The sequence below is a fragment of the Arthrobacter sp. ISL-48 genome, from assembly GCF_018613805.1.
GTDB lineage: Bacteria > Actinomycetota > Actinomycetes > Actinomycetales > Micrococcaceae > Arthrobacter.
In genome coordinates this window covers 481,582-502,966 of sequence record NZ_JAGGPL010000003.1, presented here as the reverse complement: position 1 = coordinate 502,966, position 21,385 = coordinate 481,582, and the positions used below count along the sequence as shown (strand labels likewise).

Below are 21,385 nucleotides of genomic sequence, written 5' to 3'. Positions count from 1 at the left end.
GACGCCATGATCTTCCTTGACGCCGCGGCCACTACGCCCGTCCGGCGCGAAGTGCTGGACGCCATGTGGCCCTACCTGACTGGCGAGTTCGGCAACCCGTCCAGCCATCATTCATTGGGCGAAGCCGCCGCGAATGCGCTCGCAAGGGCGCGGGCAGTTGTTGCCGGCGTGCTGGGCTGCAGATCCGGCGAAGTGACGTTTACCTCGGGCGGCACGGAGGCGGACAACCTGGCCGTGAAGGGCATTGCGCTGGCGCGGCAGGCCACTGAGCCGATGCTGAACAGGGTGGTGATCAGCGCCGTCGAACATCCCGCCGTTGAGGAATCGGCCCGGTATCTGGAGCGGTTCCACGGTTTTGCGGTGGACGTGGTTCCAGTGGACGGGACCGGACGGGTGACGCCGGAGGCCCTCGCTGCCGTGCTCCAGCCAGAGACTGCGCTGGTCAGCGTGATGTACGCCAACAACGAGGTAGGCACTGTGCAGCCGATCGCCCGGCTCGCGGCGCTGGCGCGTTCGCGGGGCATCCCTTTCCATACCGACGCCGTGCAGGCTGCCGGCTGGCTGCCCCTGGATGTCACGACGCTGGGGGTGGATGCGCTGAGCATTTCAGGCCACAAGCTCGGGGCACCCAAGGGCTGCGGTGTGCTCTATGTCCGCGGCCGGACGCGGATCGAGCCGCTTGTGCACGGCGGTGGCCAGGAACGGGGGCGCCGCTCCGGGACGGAAAACGTGGCAGGCGCCGTGGGCCTGGCCAACGCCCTGACACTGGCACAGGCCCAGCAGACGCCGGCCGCGGAACGCGTCGCTGCCCTTCGGGACAGCTTCATCGGAGCGGTGCTGAGCACCGTTCCCGGGGCTGTGCTTACCGGGCACCCCACCGAACGGCTGCCGTCCGTGGCGTCATTCTGCTTCCCCGGCACCAGCGGGGAATCGGTGCTCCTGGAACTGGAACGGCAGGGCGTGGTGTGCTCGAGCGGTTCGGCATGTGCCGCAGGTTCCGATGCGCCCTCTCCTGTCCTGACCGCATTGGGCATCGAGGCGGACGTGGCCCAGACGGCCGTGCGCTTCAGTTTCGACTCCACCGTCAGTGGCGCAGAGCTGGAGGCGGCCGCGCAGGCGATCCAAACTGCCGTTGCCAGCGTCCGGACATTGGGCCGCGGCTGACCCGCAGGGGTCCTACCGGTGGCGGGCGCGGCGGAAGATCCAGTGCCGCAGCATGGTGAAGCGGACGGCGGTTGCCACGAAGCCTGACAACGTGGTGGTCCAGAGTTCATCGGCCACCGTGGCGTCAGGATTCAGCCAATGCAGGACTCCCAGGCTGCCGCCAGTGAGGACCAGGGCCACCGCGATCACGAACAGGCCGTTCACATGGTCGCGGGCCATCCTGCGCTGCTCGGTGATTTTGAACGTCAGTCTGCGGTTCAGTGCGGTGTTCATCAAGGACGTGACGATAAGGGCGGCCGCATTTGCCAGCTGCGGCCCCAGCCAGGGACGCAGCACCGCGTATAGCGCCAGGGATGTGGCCGTGCAGACGATGCCCACGCCCGTAAAGCGGATGAGTTGGCGGATTACCGGAAACCGGAGCATTCCACGGTAATGCCTGGTCGCCGGTGCCCGGCGCGGTGCTTCACCGAGCCGGGGCTGCTGGGTCAGCTGGTGGGCGGGCGCAGCAGGGGATTCCATGGGGTCAAGCCTGACACATTAGGCTGTGAAACCCCTCGCCGGCGCAGCTTCACTATCTTCCAGACTGTCCCGAACCCGCTGGTGAAATCTCTGGAGCGGGGTGATATTCAGTACAGTTCGCCCGCCCGAATGTCGACGGCAAGGCGGTTGGACGGTCCAGCGAGCGGGCAGGTCCAAGCCTCGTTGTAGGCGCAGGATGGGTTGTACGCAAAGTTGAAATCCAAGACAAATTCCGCGCTCGGACCGGAGCCATGGACGCCGTGGAAGGCGCCCTTGATGGTGTCCAGCAGGTACCGGCCTGCGCCGTAACTGCCGCCGGGCTGGCCCGCAGTGGCATCCCGGAAGGGAACAAAGATCCCGCCGCCGTAGCCGTGCAGCTTCCAAACGGCCAGCTGGCCCATCTCAGGAAGGTCGAAGGTGCCTAGCCGGACAAACCGCACCACGCCGTCGGTGGCTGTTTCCACATTCAGCTCGCGGCCTGCCCCTTCCTTCGTCAGCGGCACGTGGAAGCGGTAGATAGGATCGTAGTCTGCAGTCTTCAGCCCGGAAAAGCGGGCTTTATCCTGTTGCGTCAGCGCGGACGCCGCGTGGGTTGCGAACATGCGGTCGCGTTCCTGCCGCCAATATGTGTGTGCCTCTGATGGACTTTCCACGGCAATCCTGCGGACGGTGTCGTACATGGCAAAGGTCCGTAGCCGCCAGTCGGCAATGTCGATGGCGGAGATGTCCGCCAGGCTGTCTTCGGCCGCGCCGTACTGCTCATCCGCCATATCCCCAAGCCTAGTCCCCTCCGCGCCCGCTCCCGGTCAGGAGGCCGACACACCGGGAGTGGCGGCCCCCTGTGGGTAGAACGGATCGCAACCGGCGCCACCCATGTCCAGTCGACTAATGCTCGCCAGACCCGCTCATAGGCTCCTGGATCGGTCAGCGTGGATTTGCCGTGTGCTCGGACAGGAAGTCGAAGGTCTTGTCCCGCGCCTCACGGGCCTCTGCAAAGTCCAGATGGAATTGATACTCGTGAGGTAGTGCGGGTTCGTGATTAGCGCCCCAAAACAGTTCCGTCACCGGGACACCCGCAGCCCTCAGCCTGTTGCTGTACGGAACGGACTGCAACCAGGTGAGGCCGTCGCCGTTGCCCCCACTGATGAAGGTTGGAGGAAGGTCACCCGTCACGAATTCAACTGTGGACATGGTGCTGCCGGCGTAGGTGTCGGACCAGTCTTTGGTACCGGTGTAGGCCCACAACGCGGTTTTGAAGCCCCAGGCTGCAATTCCATTCAGATCCGCCATGGCCTGCAGATCATAGACCCCGCAATGGAGGATCGTTGCGACAAGTTCCTGCTTTTGAAGTGCGGGCTCCAACCCGAGCAGATTCGCGTATTCAGGGTTGACTGTCAGGGTAGCCATCTGGCTGGCCAACTGCGCGCCGGCAGAATCTCCGGCCAGCACAATCCGGCTGGAATCCACCTGCAGATCGCCGGCATGCGCCTTGATGTACGCGAGCGCCTCATTGATGTCCTGAACGGCAGCCGGGTAAACCGCCTCGGGGGCGATCGGATAGCCGATGCCTATAGTTGTGTAGCCTTGGGCCGCCAGGATCCGAAGATAAGGTTCTACGTCGCTCTGTGCGCCGGAGACCCACGCGCCGCCATGGATCCATACGATCGTGGGAAGGGGGCCCGTGGCGCTCTCCGGGGTGAAAACGTCGAAAGTTGCGCCGGGTTTATAGACGACTCCGCTGCGTGTCCGCAAGGGAGTATCCGGAACGTACGGCGTCATCTCGTCAACAGTGGACTCGGCCCCACGCCCGAAAACACTGCGAATTACGAGCGCGGAAGGCCAGGGCGTGGCCGAAACAGCGATGAGGACCACCAGGACCAGGACGACGAAAAGATCCCTCTTCCGAAGCCGCACCGACCGGCGCACCTTCGATGCTGCCTTTAGCCGGGAAGCCCCTGCTTTTAAACCGGAAGATCCTGCCAGGGCTGTTCGCAATGATTCCTGCTCACGAGTACCAGTTTGCGTCGATTCCAACGAACCCATAACAAGCTCCCCCCATTGGCCCCCGTTTTGACCATGCTAAGGCCTGGCTTCACGGATGCATCACTTTCCACAACTATGCTGTCTCCATGACACGGAAGGCAACGGCAGGCAAAGCCACGTTATTCGGGCTGCGAATCGCGGCTTTACTGATCGCTGGCGGACTCGCCGCCGGGTGCAGCAACCAGGGCAACGCGCAGCCCTCCTGGACGGCGCAGCCGGACACGTCCGCGGCGGCCAGTTCCGCCGGCTCAACGGGAACACCGGGCTCCGCAGCCTCAGACCCGGCGGCGGGGGCCGCAACAGCAGGCCCAACGACGGGTGGGCCCACAACGGCGCCCGCCTCCCCTGGACCCGGAGCAACGGCGTCCGCCTGGAAGACCTTCTCGGATCCCGGCAAGACGGTCAGCTTCGAGCTGCCGGAGGAGTGGATCGCCCAATCCCTCAGCCCTGAGGAAGGGACCCTGGCCGGGGCATTGAGGATCGAGGTGAAGAAGCAGGACGGCACGTTTGTCGCGGCCCTGCGGACAGGACTGCCGCCGTCGGCGTCCGAGTGTGCTGAAGCGGCACGCCGGCCCTACACGGTTGTCAGCAGCGTGCCTGTGGAAGTTCCCGCGCTGGCGGGGGAGGGCACCATAGCCCCGCATGTCGTGTTCCGTGTGATCCAGGGCTACCGGTACTTCGGCTCGTACGGCATCACCAACATCGTGGGCGGGGCAGACGGGCAGGCGTGCGAGCTGCGCAACGTTGTCCGCGGTCCGGACGGAAAGGGTGATTATTCCTTCGGTGACGTGGGAGCGCTCAAGGCGTTTGCCCCGGATGAGAAGGTGGCTCCCGCCAAGGCCTATGACACCCTGGACCAGGCGGCCAAGTACGTGGCCGAGAGCGCTGAATTCGCTAATGTCCAACGGATGCTAATGTCTCTGAAGATCAAGAACTAGTCCCGCTGCCGGTCCTCAATACCGGGCCGGAACAGCGGCTGTTCCGCACCACCTCACCCCCGGAGATACATGGAACGCACCGTAGCTGCCCGCCTGGTTTTCAGGACAGTGGCCGAGACCAAGGCAGCCCTGGCCATAGCGGTGGCCAGGAACCCCGGCTACACCTCGCTCGACGAAGCCCTGTCTGTCACTGTGGGCGGGGAGCCCGTCCGGCTGACAGAACTGCCGGACCACCACGGCGGCCGGCTCCACTATATGGAGTTTGCCGATCCCTCTGAGGTCACCGTCGATTATTCCGCGACCGTGACAGGGCAGGCGGTCCCCGAGGAGGCAACGCTGGACGAGCTCATCCGCTACGTTCGGCCTAGCCGCTACGCCGAATCGGACCGGCTCCTGCCCACCTCCTACACGGAATTCGGTGGGCTGCACGGTGAGGAACTGCTCCATGCCGTGCGGAATTGGGTCCACGGTGAGCTGAGGTACATCAGCGGTTCGTCGCGGGGGACAGATGGGGCTGTGGAGACACTCCTGAACCGTCGTGGAGTATGCCGCGACTTCGCCCACCTGGCCATCGCCCTGCTCCGCTCAAAGGACATCCCGGCCCGTCTTGCGGCTGTATACGCCCCGGGGTTGAGCCCCATGGATTTCCATGCTGTGGCTGAGGCGTACGTGAACGGAGCGTGGCACATCATCGACCCCACAGGGCTTGCCCCGCGTGAGTCGATGCTCAGGATCACTGCGGGACGGGACTCTGCCGACACAGCCTTCCTGTCCACTGTGGGTGGCAGCCTGACGTTGAACCAGATGAGCGTCACCGCTGTGGTGAACGGCAACCTGCCGCTCGAAGATCCTGCCAGGCTGGTTGTGTTGGCCTGACGGGCTGCCCCGGGCCTAGCTGGCCGGCTGTTTGGCCGGCCGCGCACCCACGGAACTGCGGAGCTTCTCGGTCAGGCGCTTAAGTTCCCTCTGCTCGGCAGCAGTCAGGGCGGGGCCCATGAGTACGGAGATGTCCCGGACGTGCTCGCGGCCTATGTCCTTCTGGAGTTCCACGCCCTCTTCCGTCAGCTTCAGCAGCACGCCGCGGCCGTCCTCAGGGGCCGGCATCCGTGCGACGAGGCCGCGCTTCTCCAGCCGCTCCACGAGCCTGCTGAGGCTCGACTGGCTCAGCAGGACTTGGTCGTTCAGTTCGTTCAACCGCAGCCAACCCGAGGGGCACCGGGAGAGGGTGAAGAGGACGTCATACTCGTTGAGGGCCAGTTTCCGAAAGGCGGGTCCGGCCTGGAGTTTCCTCATTACTGCTACCTGCGCCCTGAACAGCGACTCCCACGTCTCAGCCGCAAGGCGCACGGGCGATTCGGATCCGGAGGCGTTCATCACGCCCCCGACACTGCGGTTTCGGCCGGAGTGGTTTCGGCGCTCTGTGCGCCCACCATCCCTGCAACGCGGTTGGCATGCGTGGGCGGGTCAGGAACATGGGCCGGCTTGAGGGCCGCGTACTCCTTGCGGAGGACCGGGAGGACTTCCTCGCCGAACAGGTCAAGCTGTTCGAGAACAGTTTTCAGGGGAAGCCCCGCGTGGTCGATCAGGAAGAGTTGGCGCTGGTAGTCGCCGAAGTACTCGCGGAACGTCAGGGTCTTCTCGATGACTTCCTGCGGGCTGCCCACGGTGAGCGGAGTCTGTGACGTGAAGTCCTCCAGTGACGGGCCATGGCCGTAGACGGGAGCGTTGTCGAAGTACGGGCGGAACTCCTTGACCGCGTCCTGGGAGTTCTTCCGCATGAAGAACTGGCCGCCGAGGCCAACGATCGCCTGGTCGGCCTTGCCGTGGCCGTAGTGCTCGTAGCGCTCACGGTAGAGGCCGATCAGCTGCTGGTAGTGCTCTTTAGGCCAGAAGATGTTGTTCGCGAAGAACCCGTCGCCATAGTAAGCGGCGACTTCCGCGATCTGGGGCGTGCGGATGGAGCCGTGCCACACGAAGGGCGCAACGCCGTCGAGCGGGCGGGGGGTGGATGTGAAGTTCTGGAGTGGGGTCCGGAACTTGCCGGACCAGCTGACCGTGTCCTCGTCCCAGAGCCGGCGCAGCAGGCTGTAGTTCTCAATGGCCAGTTCCACGCCGTCCTGGATGTTCTTGCCGAACCATGGATACACCGGTGCTGTGTTTCCCCGGCCCAGGACGAGGTCCACCCGGCCATCGGCCAGGTGCTGGAGCATGGCGAAGTCCTCGGCGATCTTGACCGGATCATTTGTGGTGATCAGTGTGGTGGCCGTGGAGAGTGTGATCCGCTCTGTCTGGGCTGCAATGTAGGCGAGTGTTGTGGTGGGCGACGACGAGAAGAAGGGGCGGTTGTGGTGCTCGCCGATGGCGTAGACATCCATGCCGATTTCCTCGACCTTCCTGGCAATCGCCACGGACGCCTTGATGCGCTCATTTTCGGTGGGCGTGCGGCCTGTGGTGGGGTCGGTGGTGATGTCGCTGACGCTGAATACGCCGATCTGCATGATGTGCCTTCCGTTGCGGGAGCTTTGCGGGCTTGATTCCACTATACCCGATTTACATGCATTTGCATGTACTGACGCATACAACGCAGTCCCGGCGAGAATATTCCCGTCAGTTAGGTGGCGTCGCCGGCGGCGGCCCGGCGTCCGCTGACCTTGGGAGTCATTCCGGTTGTCCAGTCGCGGAACTCGGCGTCGACGTCGTTCGCCGGGCCAATCTCCAGGCGCTCGTGCATGGCGCGGAGCAGCGACTTCTTTTCCCGCCGCCCCTCCACGAGCCGGTACAACACGGGAACCAGCACGAGAGTCAGGGCCGTGGAGGAAACCAGGCCGCCAATCACCACAACTGCGAGCGGCTGGGAGATAAAGCCGCCGCCACCGGTCAGACCGAGCGCCATGGGCGTGAGCGCAAAGACCGTCGCCAGGGCTGTCATCAGGATGGGACGAAGTCGCTGCCTTGCCCCGTGGGTGATAGCGTCCGCGACGCTCATGCCGGGAAGGCCGTTGCGCGGCTTCCGGTACTGGTTGATGAGGTCAATGAGCACAATTGCGTTGGTCACAACAATCCCCACCAGCATCAGCATGCCGATCAGGGAGGGTAACCCCAATGGAATGCCGGTCACCAGAAGCATCGCCACCGCCCCGGTTGCCGCGAACGGGACCGAGACGAGGAGGATCAGGGGTTGGACGAGGGATTTGAAGGTGGCCACCATGATCACATACACGATCGCGATCGCGGCCAGGAGCGCCAGCCCCAGCTGCCGGAAAGACTCTGCCTGCTGGGTGGTGGCGCCGCCAATCTCAGCCGTGACCCCGGGCGGCAGCTGGACATTGGCCAGGCGGGCCTGCACCTCTGTATTCACGGCGCCCAGGTTGGAGCCCGACGGCGTCACGGACACTTTGGCGGTCCGCTGACCGTTGCTCGCCGTGATGGACACGGGCACGTCCACCTGCTCCACCGACGCAATGCTGCCGAGGGTCACGGGTCCGCGGGCCGCCGGAAGCGGGATATTCCTCACGGCATCGAGGCTGGTGAACCGGGTTCCTGCGCCGACCTGGACGGGAAAGTCATCAGTGTCGATCCGGACGGTCCCGGCAGGGACAGGGCTGATGGTGGCCGCCAGGACTCCTGCCACCTGCTCTTCGTTGAGTCCGGCCGCGACAGTCTTTGCCCGGTCCACCTTGACCTGCACCACAGGCTGGCTGGCCGCAAGGTTGGTGGCCACTTCGCTGGTTCCCGGCACCCCGGTCATGGCCTTGAGCATGGCGTCACTGGCTTGGCGAAGGTCAGCGGAGGTCGCTGCCTTGAGGGTGATGTCTACGGTGGAGGATGTGCCGAAGCCGCCCTGCTGGGAGCCGACGGAAATCTTCCCGGCGTCCGGCACCTTGGCGAGCTCTGCCCGGACGGTGTCCTGCAGCCTGGCCTGGTTGGCCTTTTCATCTGTAACCACCGTAAAGGTGGAGTTGGACGCACCGGATGAAGTCAGGGCGGCAAAGCCTGTCTGGGCGTTACCTGAGGTGACCTGGACATTCTTCACCCCGTCGACGCGCCGGAGCACCTCTTCCAACTTTGTGGCGGCAGCGCTGGTATCCGCCAGGCTTGTTCCGGCCGGAAGCACCTGGCGGACGGTCATGCTGTTCTCTCCGGACCGGCCCAGGAGATCGGTCGCCAGCAGAGGCGTCATGGCAGCGGTACCGCCGAGGACCAGGGCGGCGGCTATCAGCGTCATTACGGGGTGCTTCTGGGTCTTTTCCAGAACGGGGAGGTATCCGCGCTGAAGCACGCTCTTCTGCTCAGCTTCCTGGGCCTTCGCCCGGGAGGCGGCAGCAGCCTCACGGGCATCAGCCTGCCCGGCAACGGATCCGGCGGGGCCTTTGAGGAACCAGTAGGCGAGGACCGGGACAATCGTCAGCGAAACGAGCAGAGATGACAGCAGTGCCATGGTGACCGTCAGCGCGAAGGGGCGGAAGAGCTCGCCGGCAAGTTCGCCCACAAAGGCAATCGGCAGGAAAACGGCCACGGTGGTCAGCGTGGAGGCGGTGATGGCGCCGGCGACCTCGCGGATGGCGGTCAGGATGGCGGTGACCTTGTCCTCGCCATAGCTGAGGTGGCGCTTGATGTTCTCGATGACCACAATCGAGTCGTCCACCACGCGCCCGATGGCGATGGTGAGCGCGCCGAGGGTCAGGATATTCAGCGAATAGCCCGTGGCCGTGAGTCCGATGAATGTGACCAGGAGGGACAGGGGGATGGACACCGCCGTGACCAGCGTGGAGCGGGCAGACAGCAGGAACACCAGGATGACGGCGACGGCAAAGCCCAGCCCCAGCAGGCCCTCGGTGGTGAGGTCCTTGATGGATTTCTCGATGAACGGCGCCTGATCGAACACGGCCGTGAACCTGGCGTTCGACCCCAGCTCGGCCTCAAGTCCGGCGAGCGAGTCCTTCACGGCATGCGAAATCGCCACCGTATCGCCTTCGGGCTTCTTGGTGACGGAAACGGCCAGGGTTTCCTCGCCGTTTGTCCTCGTGATGGAAGTCCGCGCGTCCTCCTTCAGATTGACGTCGGCGATGGTGCCGATCGTGGCGGCATCCTTCGCGCCTCCCAGAGGCAGGGCCTTGATGGCATCCAGGGAATCCACCGGGCTGCCGATTTGGAGCGACAGTGTCTTGCCTTGCTCTTCGACGCTTCCGGCAGGGATCAGCGCCCCGTTGTTGCTCAGTGCATCCCTGATCGACTGGATGGTGGCGCCCTTGGCGGCCATGGCGTCGGCACGGGGGAGAATCTCGATGTGTTGGGTGGCGCCGCCGGTCACATCGGCTCCCCGGACGCCGTCGATCTTCTGGAGCGAGGGCACGCTGAGTCGCTGCAGGTCCGCGTTCAGCTCGCTGAGCGGTTTGTCGGAGGAGACCGCGAGGAACACGATCGGGAAGTCGCTGATGCTGCCGGCGATGGCCTGTGGCTGGACGTCCTCCGGCAGGGAACGTTTGGCATTGGAGATTGCTCGGTCAATCTGGTTCCGTGCCCGGTCCAGGTTTGACCCGTAGGTGAAGACCATGGTGATCTGCGACACGCCATTGCGCGATGTGGAGGAGGTGGACTCCAGGCCCTCGACGCCGTTCAGCGCCTTTTCCAGCGGCGCGCTGACCTGCTTGTCCACCACCTCAGGAGAAGCCCCGGGCATGGCTGTCAGGACCGTGATCTGCGGGAACTCAATTGAGGGTATGAGTTCCTGCTTCAGCGATGACATCGTGATCACGCCGAACACCGACGCGAAGATGGTGACCAGCGCAATCAGGGCCCGGTTCGCAAGTGAGAGTTGTGCCAGCCGGAACATCGCGAAGCTCCTGTGGGTTGAGGGTCAGCGGGAGGCGGAGACGCTCTCCAGCTGCAGGGCCTTTGCCGTTGCACCCTCCAGCTCCGCCGCCAGGTCCGGGTTGTCATCGAGCTTGACGCCGTAGCCGGGCATCATGTCCTTGAGCTTGGACTGCCAGCCCTTGAAGCTCTTTGGGAAGGACTTCTGCAGCAGCTCGATCATGATTGGCACCGCGGTGGAGGCACCGGGGGATGCCCCCAGGAGGGCGCCGATGGATCCGTCGCGGCCGGCGATCACTTCGGTGCCGAACTGAAGCACGCCGCCCTTCTTCGGGTCTTTCTTGATGATCTGTACACGTTGGCCGGCGGTAATCAGTTCCCAGTCGCCGTCCTTGGCTTCCGGGTAGTACTCGCGGAGGGCCTCCACCTTGTCGCCGTGGCGCTTGGCCACTTCCTTGATCAGGTAGGCCGTTAGGTCCATGTTGTCCTTGGCTACGGCCAGCATCGGAATGATGTTGCTGGGCCGGATGGACAGCGGCAGGTCCAAGTAGGAGCCGCTTTTCAGGAAGTTGGTGGAGAAACCGGCGTACGGTCCGAACAGCAGCGAGCGCTTGCCGTCGACGTAACGCGTGTCCAGGTGCGGCACGGACATGGGCGGGGCGCCCACGGAGGCCTGGCCATAAACCTTGGCGCTGTGTTGCGCCGCAAGCGATTGGTCCGTGCAGCGGAAGAACTGGCCGGAGACGGGGAAGCCGCCGAACCCCTTGCTTTCCGGAATGCCGGAGGCCTGGAGCAGATGAAGTGCGCCGCCGCCGGCACCTACGAAGACAAACTTTGCGTGGATCTTCCCGTGTTCCCCGGAAGCCGGGTACTTGAGCGAAAGGTCCCAGCCGCCGTCGGAAGCCTTGGAGATGCCGGTGACGTCGTGGCCGTAATTGATCTCGACGCCGTTGTTCCCCAGATAGGTGGTGAGCTCCCGGGTGAGTGCCCCGAAGTCGACGTCGGTCCCTTCCGCAGCGCGGGTCGCGGCGATGCGCTGCTGGCGGTCGCGGCCTTTTACGATCAGCGGCGCCCATTTGGCGATCTGGGCAGGGTCCTCGGAGTATTCCATGCTGCGGAACAGCGTGTGGGGCTTGAGTGCCTCATGGCGCGTCCGGAGGAATTTGGTGTTGTCTTCGCCGATGACGAAGCTCATGTGCGGGACGGTGTTAATGAATCCCTTGGGCGATCCGATCAGCGACCGTTCCACGAGGTGGGACCAGAACTGCCGGGACAGCTGGAATTGCTCGTTGATGAGCAAGGCCTTGGAAGGGTCCACTGAGCCGTCTTTGGCTGCGGGGGTGTAGTTGAGTTCGCAAAGGGCGGCATGCCCCGTTCCTGCGTTGTTCCACGGGCCGGAGCTTTCAAGCCCGGGTTCATCGAGCCGCTCGAAAACGGAGATGCTCCAGTTCGGCTCAAGCTGCTTGATGAACGCCCCCAGCGTGGCGCTCATGATGCCGCCGCCAATCAGGACGACGTCGGCATTTTGGGTCTTGGAAATGAAGGTCACAATCAGTCTCCGATAGCAGCGGCTCTGGCTGTCACAGAATATCCCCGGGCAGCCCGCATACTGAAATTGGCCCTGCCAGTCAAGGCTTTAGCTGGACCTTTGTGAAAACTTCGTTTAAGACAGGCGACGCTGGGTAGCTCAGCACACGGTCCGACAGGGCAAGCGCAGAGATGGGGAAGGCAATGGGCACGGCCGGGATGGACGCCGCGATCTGCGCATTGATCGTGCGGTACTGGTCATCGCGTTCCTTGCCTTCGGGCATGCCGCGTGCCCGGTTGATCTTGGAGAAGACCTGCGGGTCCTGATAACCGAACTCGCCGTTCTTCTCGCCGAACAACGGTCCCAGGAAGTTGTCGGGATCCGCATAGGCTCCGTTCCAACCGAGCAGGTGGAGGGCATGGTCCCCGGGGGACTGGACTTTTTGAAGGTATCCGTCAGACCAGTCCACCGGCACGGGCTTGATGTTCAGTCCGACGGCGGTCAGTTGCCGGCTTATTTCGGCATAGACCTTTTCCGGTGTGGGAAGGTACGGCCGGGTGGCGTTGAGCGGGTAGTAGAACCTCAGTTCCTCACCCGCGTAGCCGGCGTCGGCGAGATAGGTTTTGGCCTTGTCCGGGTCGTGGCCAAGCGACGGGGCGTTGTTGTTGAATCCACTGATCTTGGGCGGGACGAACTGCGTGGCTTGAGCCGTGTTGTCGATGAAGAACTTGCGGATCAGGGTGTCTTTGTCGATCGCCATTTCGATCGCCTGGCGGATTTTGTCGTTTTGGAGGAGCGGCACGTCCTGGTTGATGCCCAGGTACATCACGGAGAACGGGTCACGCTGGACAATCTGCTTGCCACGTTTCACCAACTGGTCGAAGTTTCCCACGGTGACGGCGTCATACCCGTCAATCTTGCCGTCCAGGAGCGCCTGGAGGCGCGTCTCCGGGTGGTTGTAGGTGACAAAGTTGATCGTGGCAATCTGGCCCCGGCCGCCCCAATAGCCGTTGTTGCTGACCAGTGTGACGCCGGTGTCGTCCCACGCCGACAGGCTGAACGGGCCGGTACCCACCGGGCTGCTGGCAAATGCGGACAGCGGCTGGCCCCCGCGTGTCCGGTCCAGGACGTCGGCGGTGCCTTTGGCGAGCGCTGCCGGCGACGCAATGGCGAAAGCGGGAAGGGTCAGCGCCTGGAGGAAGGCCGTGAAGCGCTGGGTGAGGTCGATTTGTACTCTGTCTGGGGACAGGGCGGTGCAGCCCTTGAAGATCGACAGGGACGCGTCGTCGGAGTGGGCTTTGAACACGCCCCTGAACGAGCTTCCCGGGGCCTGCTTCCGGAGTGCTTCCGGGAAGGTGAACCAGCGGTTGAAGTTGGCGCACACGGCGTCGGCGTTAAAGGGGGTCCCGTCCTGGAAAGTGACGCCGCTGCGGAGAGTGAACGTGTACGAGCGGCCTTCATCGGATTCGCTCCATTCGGTGGCCAGCAGGGGAGTGGGCTTGCCCGTGGTCTGGTCCACCCCAACCAGGCCCTCGAGGATCTGCCGGGTGATGCGGTAGGACTCCACGTCGTTGGAGAGGGCAGGGTCCAGGCCCAGCGGCTGGGATGCTGTGCCGAAGTTGAAGGTGGCCGTGGGTGCGGCGTCAGCCGGTGTTGTGGAAGGAGCGGTGGACGAGGGCGACGGTGCCGGGACTCCCGTGCAGGACGTTGCCGTCAACGCGAGGAGAACGGCGCCGGTCTTGATCACCGTTCGCCGCGATGTACTGCTGGGCACTCGTTTATCACCTCTGGGCTGCTGGCCGGCACCGCGGACTGCGGACCGGGCCCAGTCTAGTTGACGGACCTTGATGCTCCCGGGCCCGGCACGAACTGAGGCCCGGTCAGCAATGACCGGGCCTCAGCATGCTCCTGGTGCTACTTAGGCATGAGCACCGAGTCGATCAGGTACACGGTGGCGTTGGCGGTGTGTACGCCGCCGCAGATGACGTTGGCGCCGTCGACCATCAGGGCGTCCTTGCTGCCGGTGACCGTCACCGAGCCGCCCTGGACGGTGGCGTGAGTGCCGACAATCTTGTCAGGAGTGATCTGGCCGGGGACCACGTGGTACGTCAGGATTTTGCTCAGGAGCGCATCGTCCGTCTTGAGGGTTTCGATCGTGGCGGCATCGATCTTGGCGAAGGCGTCATCCACCGGCGCGAAGACAGTGAATTCGCTGCCGTTCAGCGTGTCCACGAGGTTGACCTTCGGGTTCAGCTTGCCGGAAACGGCCGCCGTCAGCGTTGTCAGGATGGGGTTGTTGGACGCTGCGACGGCTACCGGATCCAGTGCCATGCCCGTAACAGATCCGGCGCCGCTGGGAACTTTGGCCGCGTAGCCGGCGCATCCTGCACCGACGAGGTCGCGGGCCGGGTCCATTGCGGCAGCCGAACTTGCTGATGGCGGCGGCGTCATGCTGGATTCGGACGGTGCGGCCGCCGGAGCGGACGAGTTCGGGGACGTGGCCGCGGTTCCACCGCAGGCGGTCAGGCTGAGCAGAGCTGCAACACCTGCAACGGTGAAGGTCGTGCGCGGGAATGACTGCATTTCGGTTCTCCTTGTTAGTGCCGATCTACTGGCCCTGCGACTGGCCTGGTGTCTGCCGCGTGGCCTGTTCCGACTGGTGGGCACCTGCCCTTGGCTGGTGTCTCAATGGGTATTCGGTCGCTGCAGCGGAGTGGATGGGTGGGACATCAGGAAGTTTTTTCGCGGCCGGAAGCCATTTCCCCAAATGCGCATGTGGCCTGCGGTTTAAACAGCGGAATCCCGGACCGATTGGTCCGGGATTCCCAGTTGCTGTTCTGTAGCTGTGCGCAAGGGGGGACTTGAACCCCCACGCCCGAAGGCACAGGAACCTAAATCCTGCGTGTCTGCCAATTTCACCACTCGCGCCCGACACCCGTAACACCGTCAAGGTAAGCCGCAATCAAACTTCGCGAAAACGTACGACGGCGGATGCCAGTTTCCATTGTAGCGTCGGGCTGGCGGGCATCCCGTCAGCCCGTACCGGGATGGCGTAACCGCTATTTGTCAAGCTTCAGGTCACGGCGGAGTTTTGCCACATGGCCGGTTGCCCGGACGTTGTACTGAGCCACTGACACTTTGCCATCCGGATCGACAACGATGGTGGAACGGATGAGCCCCTGGTAGGTCCGGCCGTAGTTCTTCTTCTCGCCCCAGGCGCCGTACGCCTCCGCCACCGCGTGGTCCTCGTCGGACAGCAGCGGAAAGCTCAGGGCCTCCTGGTGGGCGAAGGCTGCCAATTTGGCGACAGGGTCGGGGGAGATGCCCAGGACTTCGAACCCTGCAGCCTGAAGGGATGCCAGGTTGTCGCGAAAATCGCAGGCTTCCTTGGTGCAACCGGGGGTGGAAGCAGCCGGGTAGAAGTAGACGATGGTGCTGCGACCGCGCCTCGAAGCCAGGCTGACATCCTCGCCGTTGGAGTCCTTCAGGGTGAAGCCGGGCGCCTCGGCTCCGGTCATGAGTCTGTCAGTCAATGTTTATCTCCTTGTAGCAGGCCGGACACACCAGCTTAGTAAGCGCACTGGACCGGTGCTAATCGCCACTTGGCTATACTGCTGGTATGCCTGATATGGATCGCTGGCCCACGGGGCGCCTCTTGTCCACTGCGGCGCGCCTCGTTGAACACTCGTGGAATGAAAAGCTCGGCGCAATTGGATTAACCCATGCCGGTGTTATCGCCATCGAGGTTCTTGCGGCACAGGGCCCCATGACCCAAGCACAGCTCGCACAGTATGTGCGCGTCCAGGCCCAGACGATGGGTAAGACGTTGAGCCGGTTGGAAGCCCACGGCCATATTGCCCGCGTCCGCAGCACGTCGGACCGCCGAAGCCACGTCGTTTCCCTCACTGAGCGCGGGAAGGAAGCAGCAGCCGCTGCTGTGGAAATGGAGCGCTCGGTGCTTGCCGCGGCTTCCATCGATCCCGATGTACTTCGGCAGGAACTCCAGGCTGTGGTGCGGCAGTTGGCGCACCAGTTCGCTGCACCAGCCACCAGGGCCCTGGTGGACGAGGCTCCGTTGGCCTGAGGTCACGCTCCTCCGATTGCATAGAATGCTGAGGCGTACTGGTCGTCGGTGGACGCCGCCAGCTTGCCGCTGACACGCAACAGGGTGCCGCCCTTAAGATGGTGCCATTCGTTGCCGAACACGGGGCTGGCCTTCTTCAGGACGCCTTGGATCGAGTCGGATCGTTCCTGGGCGTCAGCGGCGTTGGCAAACACTTCCACCACAGCGCCACCGTCGATGCCGGTCCTCCCTTCGGCAGCCCCGGAATCTGTGATCCACGCAGCCGAGAGGTACTGGCCCGGCCGGCCCAGTAGCCTGCCGGTGTCCATGGCCTCAGTGAGGGTCGTGACCGCCGTGATCGTCGGGACAGCAGCCTTAAGCGCCGTTCCGACGGCGGTAGCGTCGGCCGCCCGCGTCGGAACTGGGGTCGGAGCGCGCGGTAAAGACGGCGTTGCGGTAACTGTCGCTGTGGTGCCGGGGACGGGTGATGTGGCACCGCTGCTGCCGGGCGAGCAGCCCGCCAGGAGAATTGCCGCGGCTCCCAGGGCGACAAGTTGTATGCCCATGTGATTGATTCTAGGACCAGGTCGGCCTCGGGTTCACCGCGTGGACGCCACGCGCAGCACCTGCTTCGACACCGTGGAGTCGCTGGGTCTCTCGTAAATTGGGAGGAGGCCGCCCCAAATACTGGCGGCCTCATTTTGGTCTTGCTGGGATCTAAAACGCCTCTTTGGCGAGAGCCTTCGTTTTCTGCGGTGTCGGACGGCCCAGACGTTCATCCAATGCCACCCGCAGCTTTGCGGCCGCGACTTGAACCCGGTGGTCGGCGGCGGCAGAATTCTCAGTGGAGGCATGGCGGCGAGCGCGGACCTTCTTCTGTTCCGGTGTGCTGGTGCTCATGGCCTACCCTCCTCGATGTCTTCGCTGGTGGTTCCATTGTCGCCGATGTTGTCATCGGAGTCCATGACTCCCGTCTCGTCGGAGGTCTCCTGCTCATCGTCGCTGTCGGAGGTCCCGTTGACCGCCTGCCACGCGATGTCGAGCAGTTCAAGCTCTTCTTTCCTGGCAAGTTCACTGCGGGTTAGTACCGCCAGGGCCGCCAGGCCGAGTGCCTTCGTGTTTCTATCCGAGGCCAGGGCCTGATCCAACGCCCATTGCGTGCGCCTCCACCATTCAGCCCGGCTGTCGGCGTCGGTCTTCTGCTGCAGGGCCTGCCTGTCGGATTTTGAACGCTGACGCAAGGTGAACCAGGCGACGAGGGCACCGAGCAGTATCGCCAACGGACCCAGGGCCGCAACGATTTGCCACCACTCGGCGGGGCCGGAGTGGACGAAGACATCAAGCGGTGTCGGGGACGGTGTCGGATTCACTGGACCAGCCTAGGACCTGGCGCGGACACTTCCGGGGTATCAGAACCGTGTCCCGCTCTGGCGGGGTCCTCCTGCTTCGCGCGGCGACGAAGAAGAAGCTGCAACTGGTGAACAGGAAAATCACCAAGCCCAGCACCAGCGGCCCCAGGAACTCTTGAGCTCAGGCGCTTGCGACAGTCGCGGGGGGTTGACGCCCGAGAAGCGCGGTCCTAGGCTCCGACTAACGCGTCACCTCCAAACCATTTTGCGTACTTTTTTGTAGTGGAGCTGCCATGATTCTCGTCGTCGGTGCCACCGGTGATCTCGGCAGCCGCTGTGCTAGGCGGCTACGCTCCGAGGGACAGCCAGTCCGCTGCCTTGTAAGGGGGAGCGAGGGCGAGGTAGTTTTGCGCGGTGTCGGCGCCGAGGTAGTGCGTGGCGACCTGACGGTACCTGCCAGCCTTAGGGCTGCATGCGAAGGCGTCGACACCGTGATCGCCACCGCAACGGCAATCGCTCGGCGTCTTGATGGGTCCAGCTCTTCGACGATCCGTGAGGTAGACGAGGAGGGCATGAGTTCCCTGGTCGATGCCGCGGAAGCCGCTGGCGTTCGCCGCTTCGTCTATCTTTCCTTCTCCGGGGTTGACGGGGCCATCGGCACACCACTTGAGCAAGCCAAGCTTGCGATCGAGAAACGCCTGGGCGCCTCGTCTATGCAGACGGTCATCGCACGCTCGGACGCTTTCCAGGAAGTCCACCTCGCGCCGATGGGACGCTTTGACATTGCCGCCGGAAAGGTAGCCATAATCGGCAGAGGCGACACAAAGAGGCGCTGGGTTGCTACGGAGGACGTTGCTGCTTTGCTTTGCGCGTTAGCGCTCGAGCCTGCTCCGCCAGCGCTTATAGAGTTCGGAGGCCCCGAGGCCCTGACGAAGAATGAGGCCCTCGCGATCGCTCAAGACCTCACCCACCGCAAGATGAAGGTTCAGCGCATGCCGCGCCCCGTAGCCCACCTTGCCGTGCGTTTACTCAAGCGCCGCAACGACGCGCTGGCCTCCGCCCTGGGTGCCGGGCTGCTCCAGGACCTGCAGGAGGCCACTTGGGACGACACGGCCCTGCGCCAGCGGGGGATCAACGCTAAGTCGGCCACGGACTTCCTTCGAGAGCAGGCTAACCAATTTAGGTAGTGGACGCGGTTGTCAGCAAGAGGTGTGGCACGTCGTCCAAAGTCGGCTGATCCGCCTCTGCAGACTGCAACCAGACCGCTTACCACCAGTGTGGTCGCTAAGGTGGCGGACATACGGCTTTGATGCCAGCAGGCCACCCGGCAGGCTATTTCGAACGTTCGGCGAAGTAAATATGCCGTACATATCCCTCGGCCTGATGTGGGCAAAGCGAAACCCCGCCCTCATGGCTTTAGGCCAATGAGGGCGGGGCTTCAGTGGTGCACCCCCCGGGACTTGAACCCGGAACCCATTGATTAAGAGTCAATTGCTCTGCCAATTGAGCTAGAGGTGCATCTTTGTTTTGATCGCCTGGGGCCTTTTTTCTTTCCCCGTTGATCTCCGCAACGACATGAAACTCTACACGAAGTTTCAGCCCAAGTGAAATCGATGCGGGGGGTCCGCCGCAGGCTCATCCGGGTGGCGCCAGCACCACTACAAAGTCAGGGTTTTGGTCGTTGGTGAGCAACCAAAATCCGCCGTCCGGCGTCCGCACAACGTCCCGGATCCGGCCGTACTGCCGTGTGAAATAGGCCACAGGGGCGCCTGCGTCTTCGCTGTCCAGGGGAACCGTCCACAGCCGTTGGCCGCGAAGGGCGCCGAGGTAGGCCGTGGATCCTGCGATTTCGAGTCCACTGGGTGACGAGTCCGCCGTGGATGGCCATACGGCCTTGGCGTCGCGGAATTCCTCCCGGTGAGGGGCGCCCGTCACGGCGGGCCAGCCGTAGTTGCCGCCTGGAACGATCAGATTCAACTCATCGTTCACGTCAGGGCCGAATTCGCTGGCCCAGAACCTGCCTGCACTGTCCCATGCCAGCCCCTGCACGTTCCGGTGGCCCAGGCTATACACGGCGTTGCCAAACGGATTCCCGGGGGCCGGCTTACCCTCATGCGTCAGCCTCAGGATCTTCCCGCCCAGGGCATTGGGGTCTTGCGGCTGTTCACGGCGCTGGGAATCGCCGGTGCCCACGTACAGGAAACCATCCGGGCCGAACCTGATCCTTCCGCCGTTGTGCGTGGACGCTTTGGGAATTCCGGTAAAAATAACGTCAGGGTCTCCGAACGACAAGGATCCTTCAGCCTTTTCCTGGAGTTTCACCCGTGCGATCCGGTTGTCCTGGGCCGCGGTGAAATATAGATACAGGTATTTGTCGGAGGCGAAATCGGGGGAGAGGGCAAGTCCGAGCAGTCCCCCTTCCCCAGCCGGGACGACGCCGGGGACCTGGCCGATCGTGGCTGGCTTGCCATCGCGGACCGTCTTCAGCCGGGCCGAGCCCCGTTCGGAGATGATGGCGGTGCCGTCTGGCAGGAAAACGCCTGCCCAGGGAATCTCCAACTGAAGGTCGAGTTTCTTCACTACTTCGAGCGGTGTACTGCCTCCCGTGCTGATGTTGGTGCTGCTGCCCGTCGGCGGACCATTTCCGTCGCCTGTGCAGCCGGACAGCAGTAGGCTAAAGCACGCTGTCCAGGCGGCGGCAGGGTGCCTGCGGGAAGGCGAACCATCAGAGCCGGTTCCGCCTCGGGGCCCGGAACCCTGCGGCCTCCGCATGGGCCGCTGACTCAAACCAGACTTCGGCCCTGGTCTGCTCATAGTCCGGGTGCCCCTCCTCGTAATAGACCATGGATCCGGCGTCCCCTTTGACGGTGTAGTCCGCGGGGCCTCTGCCATTGGGGCCCGGCGAGGCCGATCCCTGGCCGTACGGCTGATCCGCGGCAAGATGGCCGACCGGTTCGGCACCTGTCCCGTGGGCCCCACCGGCCGCTGCAGGTTCCTCCGTATGGCTGGCAGCCGTTTCAACCGCCGCTGATGACTGTGTGCGGTCCATCGTCTCGGCCTCCGGCGCGTTGTCCGGAACGCCGGGCGCCGCGGCGGCGCCGCCCGGAACGTCAGTCCGCGTCACTGCCTGCGTCTGGGTTAACGCGGGGCCCAGAGTGCTTTCGTCGGCACTTTCGCCTGCGGCTGATTCAGCGCCCGGAAGGGTGGGGGTATGCGGGCCGGTGTACTCCGGGTGATGGACCTGGGCCGCCGGGACAGATGATCCGTCGGTTGTTCCCGCGCCCTCGCCAGACTGCGGATAGTCCGCATGTGGCGCTGCCGGAGACTCGCTGGCTTCGGACCACTGGGTCTCCCACTCTGCCGCGTCTTCCTGAGTGCGGGCGCTTTCCTGCCTGCTGGAGTCCTCCTCCAGGCGAGGAGTGTCCTGTCCAGCCTGATCCTCCCGGGCGGGGGATGCCTGGCCGTCAGCCGGGACCTCCCCGGGGGCGCCGACGCTGGCGCCTGCAGACCTGGGGGCCGGTTCGGTTGCCAAGCCTGGCGCCGCGGCGGACACCACGGGCCCGTCATCGGCAGTCGTTGGGGAAACCGGTTCGGCGGGCCGTCCGAATCCTGCCGCACTGGGGATTCCCGCAGTGGCTGCCGCGTCGGCGGAGGCCGCCGCGCTGCCGCCAGCCATGGCACCGTCTGCTCGGATCGCATCGCCTTGGGCTGAAGAACCGGCCTGGTCCTGCCTGCCGGCGCCGCTGTTCCTGGCGGAGCTGCTGCGGTTCAGCAGCCACCAGACAACTCCGACTATCAGCACGATGACGATGATCCAGAAGACAAAATCCATAACAGAGCCCTTCGGTCCGGATGGCGAGGTTGCCGTTCCCTGACGGTACGTCGGCCCGAACCTGCATGTCTAGGTTCGGCGCCGCGCGCCGCCGGCGATAACAGGCTCGGAACGCCGGAGTCATGCGGGTGATTTTGC

General features: G+C 64.1%; 20 protein-coding genes and 2 tRNA genes. 5 read left to right on the top strand and 17 right to left on the bottom strand.

The genetic code is table 11. The features are described 5' to 3' along the window. The first annotated feature begins 6 nt into the window (after positions 1–6). On the top strand, positions 7–1,164 hold the full coding sequence (locus J7E83_RS06210) for a cysteine desulfurase family protein (RefSeq protein WP_214961005.1): 1,158 nt from the start codon (positions 7–9) through the stop codon (positions 1,162–1,164). 12 nt (positions 1,165–1,176) lie between these two features. Here the strand turns inward: J7E83_RS06210 and J7E83_RS06205 are convergent, their stop codons facing one another. The 3 genes from J7E83_RS06205 to J7E83_RS06195 all read right to left on the bottom strand — a co-directional run bounded on the left by J7E83_RS06205 (position 1,177) and on the right by J7E83_RS06195 (position 3,597). Beyond that, a complete protein-coding gene (locus tag J7E83_RS06205; protein ID WP_214960029.1) occupies positions 1,177–1,683 on the bottom strand; it encodes a GtrA family protein in 507 nt (168 codons plus the stop codon). A gap of 107 nt (positions 1,684–1,790) precedes the next feature. Continuing rightward, entirely contained in the window at positions 1,791–2,453 is a 663-nt protein-coding gene (locus tag J7E83_RS06200) for a DUF1684 domain-containing protein (RefSeq protein ID WP_214960027.1), read from the bottom strand. Between the two features lie 154 nt (positions 2,454–2,607). Then, on the bottom strand, positions 2,608–3,597 hold the full coding sequence (locus J7E83_RS06195) for an alpha/beta hydrolase (RefSeq protein ID WP_311379588.1): 990 nt from the start codon (positions 3,595–3,597) through the stop codon (positions 2,608–2,610). A gap of 215 nt (positions 3,598–3,812) precedes the next feature. On the opposite strand from J7E83_RS06195, the gene J7E83_RS06190 reads away from it, so the two are divergent. Both J7E83_RS06190 and J7E83_RS06185 read left to right on the top strand, forming a co-directional pair. Further along, a complete protein-coding gene (locus J7E83_RS06190) occupies positions 3,813–4,664 on the top strand; it encodes a hypothetical protein (RefSeq protein ID WP_214960023.1) in 852 nt (283 codons plus the stop codon). Between the two features lie 69 nt (positions 4,665–4,733). Next, positions 4,734–5,540, top strand: a complete 807-nt coding sequence (locus tag J7E83_RS06185; RefSeq protein ID WP_214960021.1) for a transglutaminase family protein — start codon at positions 4,734–4,736, stop codon at positions 5,538–5,540. A 15-nt stretch (positions 5,541–5,555) separates the two neighbouring features. On the opposite strand, the gene J7E83_RS06180 is transcribed toward J7E83_RS06185, so the two are convergent. The 8 genes from J7E83_RS06180 to bcp form a co-directional block, all read right to left on the bottom strand. Further along, a complete protein-coding gene (locus tag J7E83_RS06180; protein WP_214961003.1) occupies positions 5,556–6,038 on the bottom strand; it encodes a MarR family winged helix-turn-helix transcriptional regulator in 483 nt (160 codons plus the stop codon). Continuing rightward, positions 6,038–7,162: an LLM class flavin-dependent oxidoreductase gene (locus J7E83_RS06175; RefSeq protein WP_214960019.1), complete on the bottom strand. Its 1,125-nt coding sequence runs from the start codon at positions 7,160–7,162 to the stop codon at positions 6,038–6,040. Before J7E83_RS06175 ends, J7E83_RS06180 begins: the two co-directional genes overlap by 1 nt. A 113-nt stretch (positions 7,163–7,275) precedes the next feature. Then, positions 7,276–10,497 (bottom strand): efflux RND transporter permease subunit, encoded by a 3,222-nt coding sequence (locus J7E83_RS06170; protein ID WP_214960018.1) that lies wholly within the window; start codon positions 10,495–10,497, stop codon positions 7,276–7,278. 24 nt (positions 10,498–10,521) lie between these two features. After that, positions 10,522–12,024 (bottom strand): malate:quinone oxidoreductase, encoded by a 1,503-nt coding sequence (locus J7E83_RS06165; RefSeq protein ID WP_214960016.1) that lies wholly within the window; start codon positions 12,022–12,024, stop codon positions 10,522–10,524. 79 nt (positions 12,025–12,103) lie between these two features. Continuing rightward, a complete protein-coding gene (locus J7E83_RS06160) occupies positions 12,104–13,777 on the bottom strand; it encodes an ABC transporter substrate-binding protein (protein ID WP_214960014.1) in 1,674 nt (557 codons plus the stop codon). 140 nt (positions 13,778–13,917) lie between these two features. Further along, a complete protein-coding gene (locus J7E83_RS06155; protein WP_214960012.1) occupies positions 13,918–14,586 on the bottom strand; it encodes a fasciclin domain-containing protein in 669 nt (222 codons plus the stop codon). Positions 14,587–14,849: 263 nt separating this feature from the next. After that, a tRNA-Leu gene (locus tag J7E83_RS06150) sits at positions 14,850–14,931 on the bottom strand. A gap of 131 nt (positions 14,932–15,062) precedes the next feature. Then, positions 15,063–15,536 (bottom strand): thioredoxin-dependent thiol peroxidase, encoded by a 474-nt coding sequence (gene bcp / locus J7E83_RS06145; protein WP_214960010.1) that lies wholly within the window; start codon positions 15,534–15,536, stop codon positions 15,063–15,065. Between the two features lie 95 nt (positions 15,537–15,631). Between bcp and J7E83_RS06140 the strand changes: the two genes are divergently transcribed. Next, entirely contained in the window at positions 15,632–16,087 is a 456-nt protein-coding gene (locus tag J7E83_RS06140) for a MarR family winged helix-turn-helix transcriptional regulator (protein WP_214961001.1), read from the top strand. A 2-nt stretch (positions 16,088–16,089) separates the two neighbouring features. Here J7E83_RS06140 and J7E83_RS06135 read toward each other — a convergent pair whose 3' ends face one another. The 3 genes from J7E83_RS06135 to J7E83_RS06125 all read right to left on the bottom strand — a co-directional run bounded on the left by J7E83_RS06135 (position 16,090) and on the right by J7E83_RS06125 (position 17,436). Continuing rightward, entirely contained in the window at positions 16,090–16,632 is a 543-nt protein-coding gene (locus J7E83_RS06135) for a hypothetical protein (protein WP_214960008.1), read from the bottom strand. A gap of 151 nt (positions 16,633–16,783) precedes the next feature. Then, positions 16,784–16,966, bottom strand: coding sequence for a hypothetical protein (locus tag J7E83_RS06130; RefSeq protein WP_214960006.1), 183 nt, complete (start codon positions 16,964–16,966; stop codon positions 16,784–16,786). Continuing rightward, the gene (locus J7E83_RS06125; protein ID WP_214960004.1) at positions 16,963–17,436 is read right to left on the bottom strand and encodes a hypothetical protein; all 474 of its coding nucleotides are present in this window, start codon (positions 17,434–17,436) and stop codon (positions 16,963–16,965) included. The genes J7E83_RS06130 and J7E83_RS06125 overlap by 4 nt, the downstream gene beginning before the upstream one ends. A 272-nt stretch (positions 17,437–17,708) precedes the next feature. Here J7E83_RS06125 and J7E83_RS06120 point away from each other — a divergent pair, with 272 nt between their 5' ends. Continuing rightward, positions 17,709–18,602 carry an SDR family oxidoreductase gene (locus J7E83_RS06120; protein WP_214960001.1) on the top strand — a complete coding sequence of 298 codons (894 nt, stop codon included), beginning with the start codon at positions 17,709–17,711 and terminating at the stop codon, positions 18,600–18,602. A gap of 255 nt (positions 18,603–18,857) precedes the next feature. Here J7E83_RS06120 and J7E83_RS06115 read toward each other — a convergent pair. The 3 genes from J7E83_RS06115 to J7E83_RS06105 all read right to left on the bottom strand — a co-directional run bounded on the left by J7E83_RS06115 (position 18,858) and on the right by J7E83_RS06105 (position 21,247). Further along, positions 18,858–18,933, bottom strand: a tRNA-Lys gene (locus J7E83_RS06115). Between the two features lie 117 nt (positions 18,934–19,050). Continuing rightward, complete coding sequence (locus J7E83_RS06110; protein WP_214959999.1) at positions 19,051–20,187, bottom strand: PQQ-dependent sugar dehydrogenase; 1,137 nt, start codon at positions 20,185–20,187, stop codon at positions 19,051–19,053. Beyond that, a complete protein-coding gene (locus tag J7E83_RS06105) occupies positions 20,141–21,247 on the bottom strand; it encodes a hypothetical protein (RefSeq protein WP_214959997.1) in 1,107 nt (368 codons plus the stop codon). The genes J7E83_RS06110 and J7E83_RS06105 overlap by 47 nt, the downstream gene beginning before the upstream one ends. Between the last annotated feature and the right edge of the window lie 138 nt (positions 21,248–21,385).

Bases quoted from the DNA above. Each gene is read 5' to 3' on its own strand.
- J7E83_RS06185 (WP_214960021.1), top strand. From the start codon at position 4,734: ATGGAACGCACCGTAGCTGCCCGCCTGGTTTTCAGGACAGTGGCCGAG.
- J7E83_RS06110 (WP_214959999.1), bottom strand. From the start codon at position 20,187: ATGCGGAGGCCGCAGGGTTCCGGGCCCCGAGGCGGAACCGGCTCTGAT.
- J7E83_RS06170 (WP_214960018.1), bottom strand. From the start codon at position 10,497: ATGTTCCGGCTGGCACAACTCTCACTTGCGAACCGGGCCCTGATTGCG.
- J7E83_RS06175 (WP_214960019.1), bottom strand. From the start codon at position 7,162: ATGCAGATCGGCGTATTCAGCGTCAGCGACATCACCACCGACCCCACC.
- J7E83_RS06155 (WP_214960012.1), bottom strand. From the start codon at position 14,586: ATGCAGTCATTCCCGCGCACGACCTTCACCGTTGCAGGTGTTGCAGCT.
- J7E83_RS06135 (WP_214960008.1), bottom strand. From the start codon at position 16,632: ATGGGCATACAACTTGTCGCCCTGGGAGCCGCGGCAATTCTCCTGGCG.
- J7E83_RS06120 (WP_214960001.1), top strand. From the start codon at position 17,709: ATGATTCTCGTCGTCGGTGCCACCGGTGATCTCGGCAGCCGCTGTGCT.
- J7E83_RS06205 (WP_214960029.1), bottom strand. From the start codon at position 1,683: ATGGAATCCCCTGCTGCGCCCGCCCACCAGCTGACCCAGCAGCCCCGG.
- J7E83_RS06190 (WP_214960023.1), top strand. From the start codon at position 3,813: ATGACACGGAAGGCAACGGCAGGCAAAGCCACGTTATTCGGGCTGCGA.
- J7E83_RS06140 (WP_214961001.1), top strand. From the start codon at position 15,632: ATGGATCGCTGGCCCACGGGGCGCCTCTTGTCCACTGCGGCGCGCCTC.
- J7E83_RS06210 (WP_214961005.1), top strand. From the start codon at position 7: ATGATCTTCCTTGACGCCGCGGCCACTACGCCCGTCCGGCGCGAAGTG.
- J7E83_RS06105 (WP_214959997.1), bottom strand. From the start codon at position 21,247: ATGGATTTTGTCTTCTGGATCATCGTCATCGTGCTGATAGTCGGAGTT.
- J7E83_RS06130 (WP_214960006.1), bottom strand. From the start codon at position 16,966: ATGAGCACCAGCACACCGGAACAGAAGAAGGTCCGCGCTCGCCGCCAT.
- J7E83_RS06180 (WP_214961003.1), bottom strand. From the start codon at position 6,038: ATGAACGCCTCCGGATCCGAATCGCCCGTGCGCCTTGCGGCTGAGACG.
- J7E83_RS06200 (WP_214960027.1), bottom strand. From the start codon at position 2,453: ATGGCGGATGAGCAGTACGGCGCGGCCGAAGACAGCCTGGCGGACATC.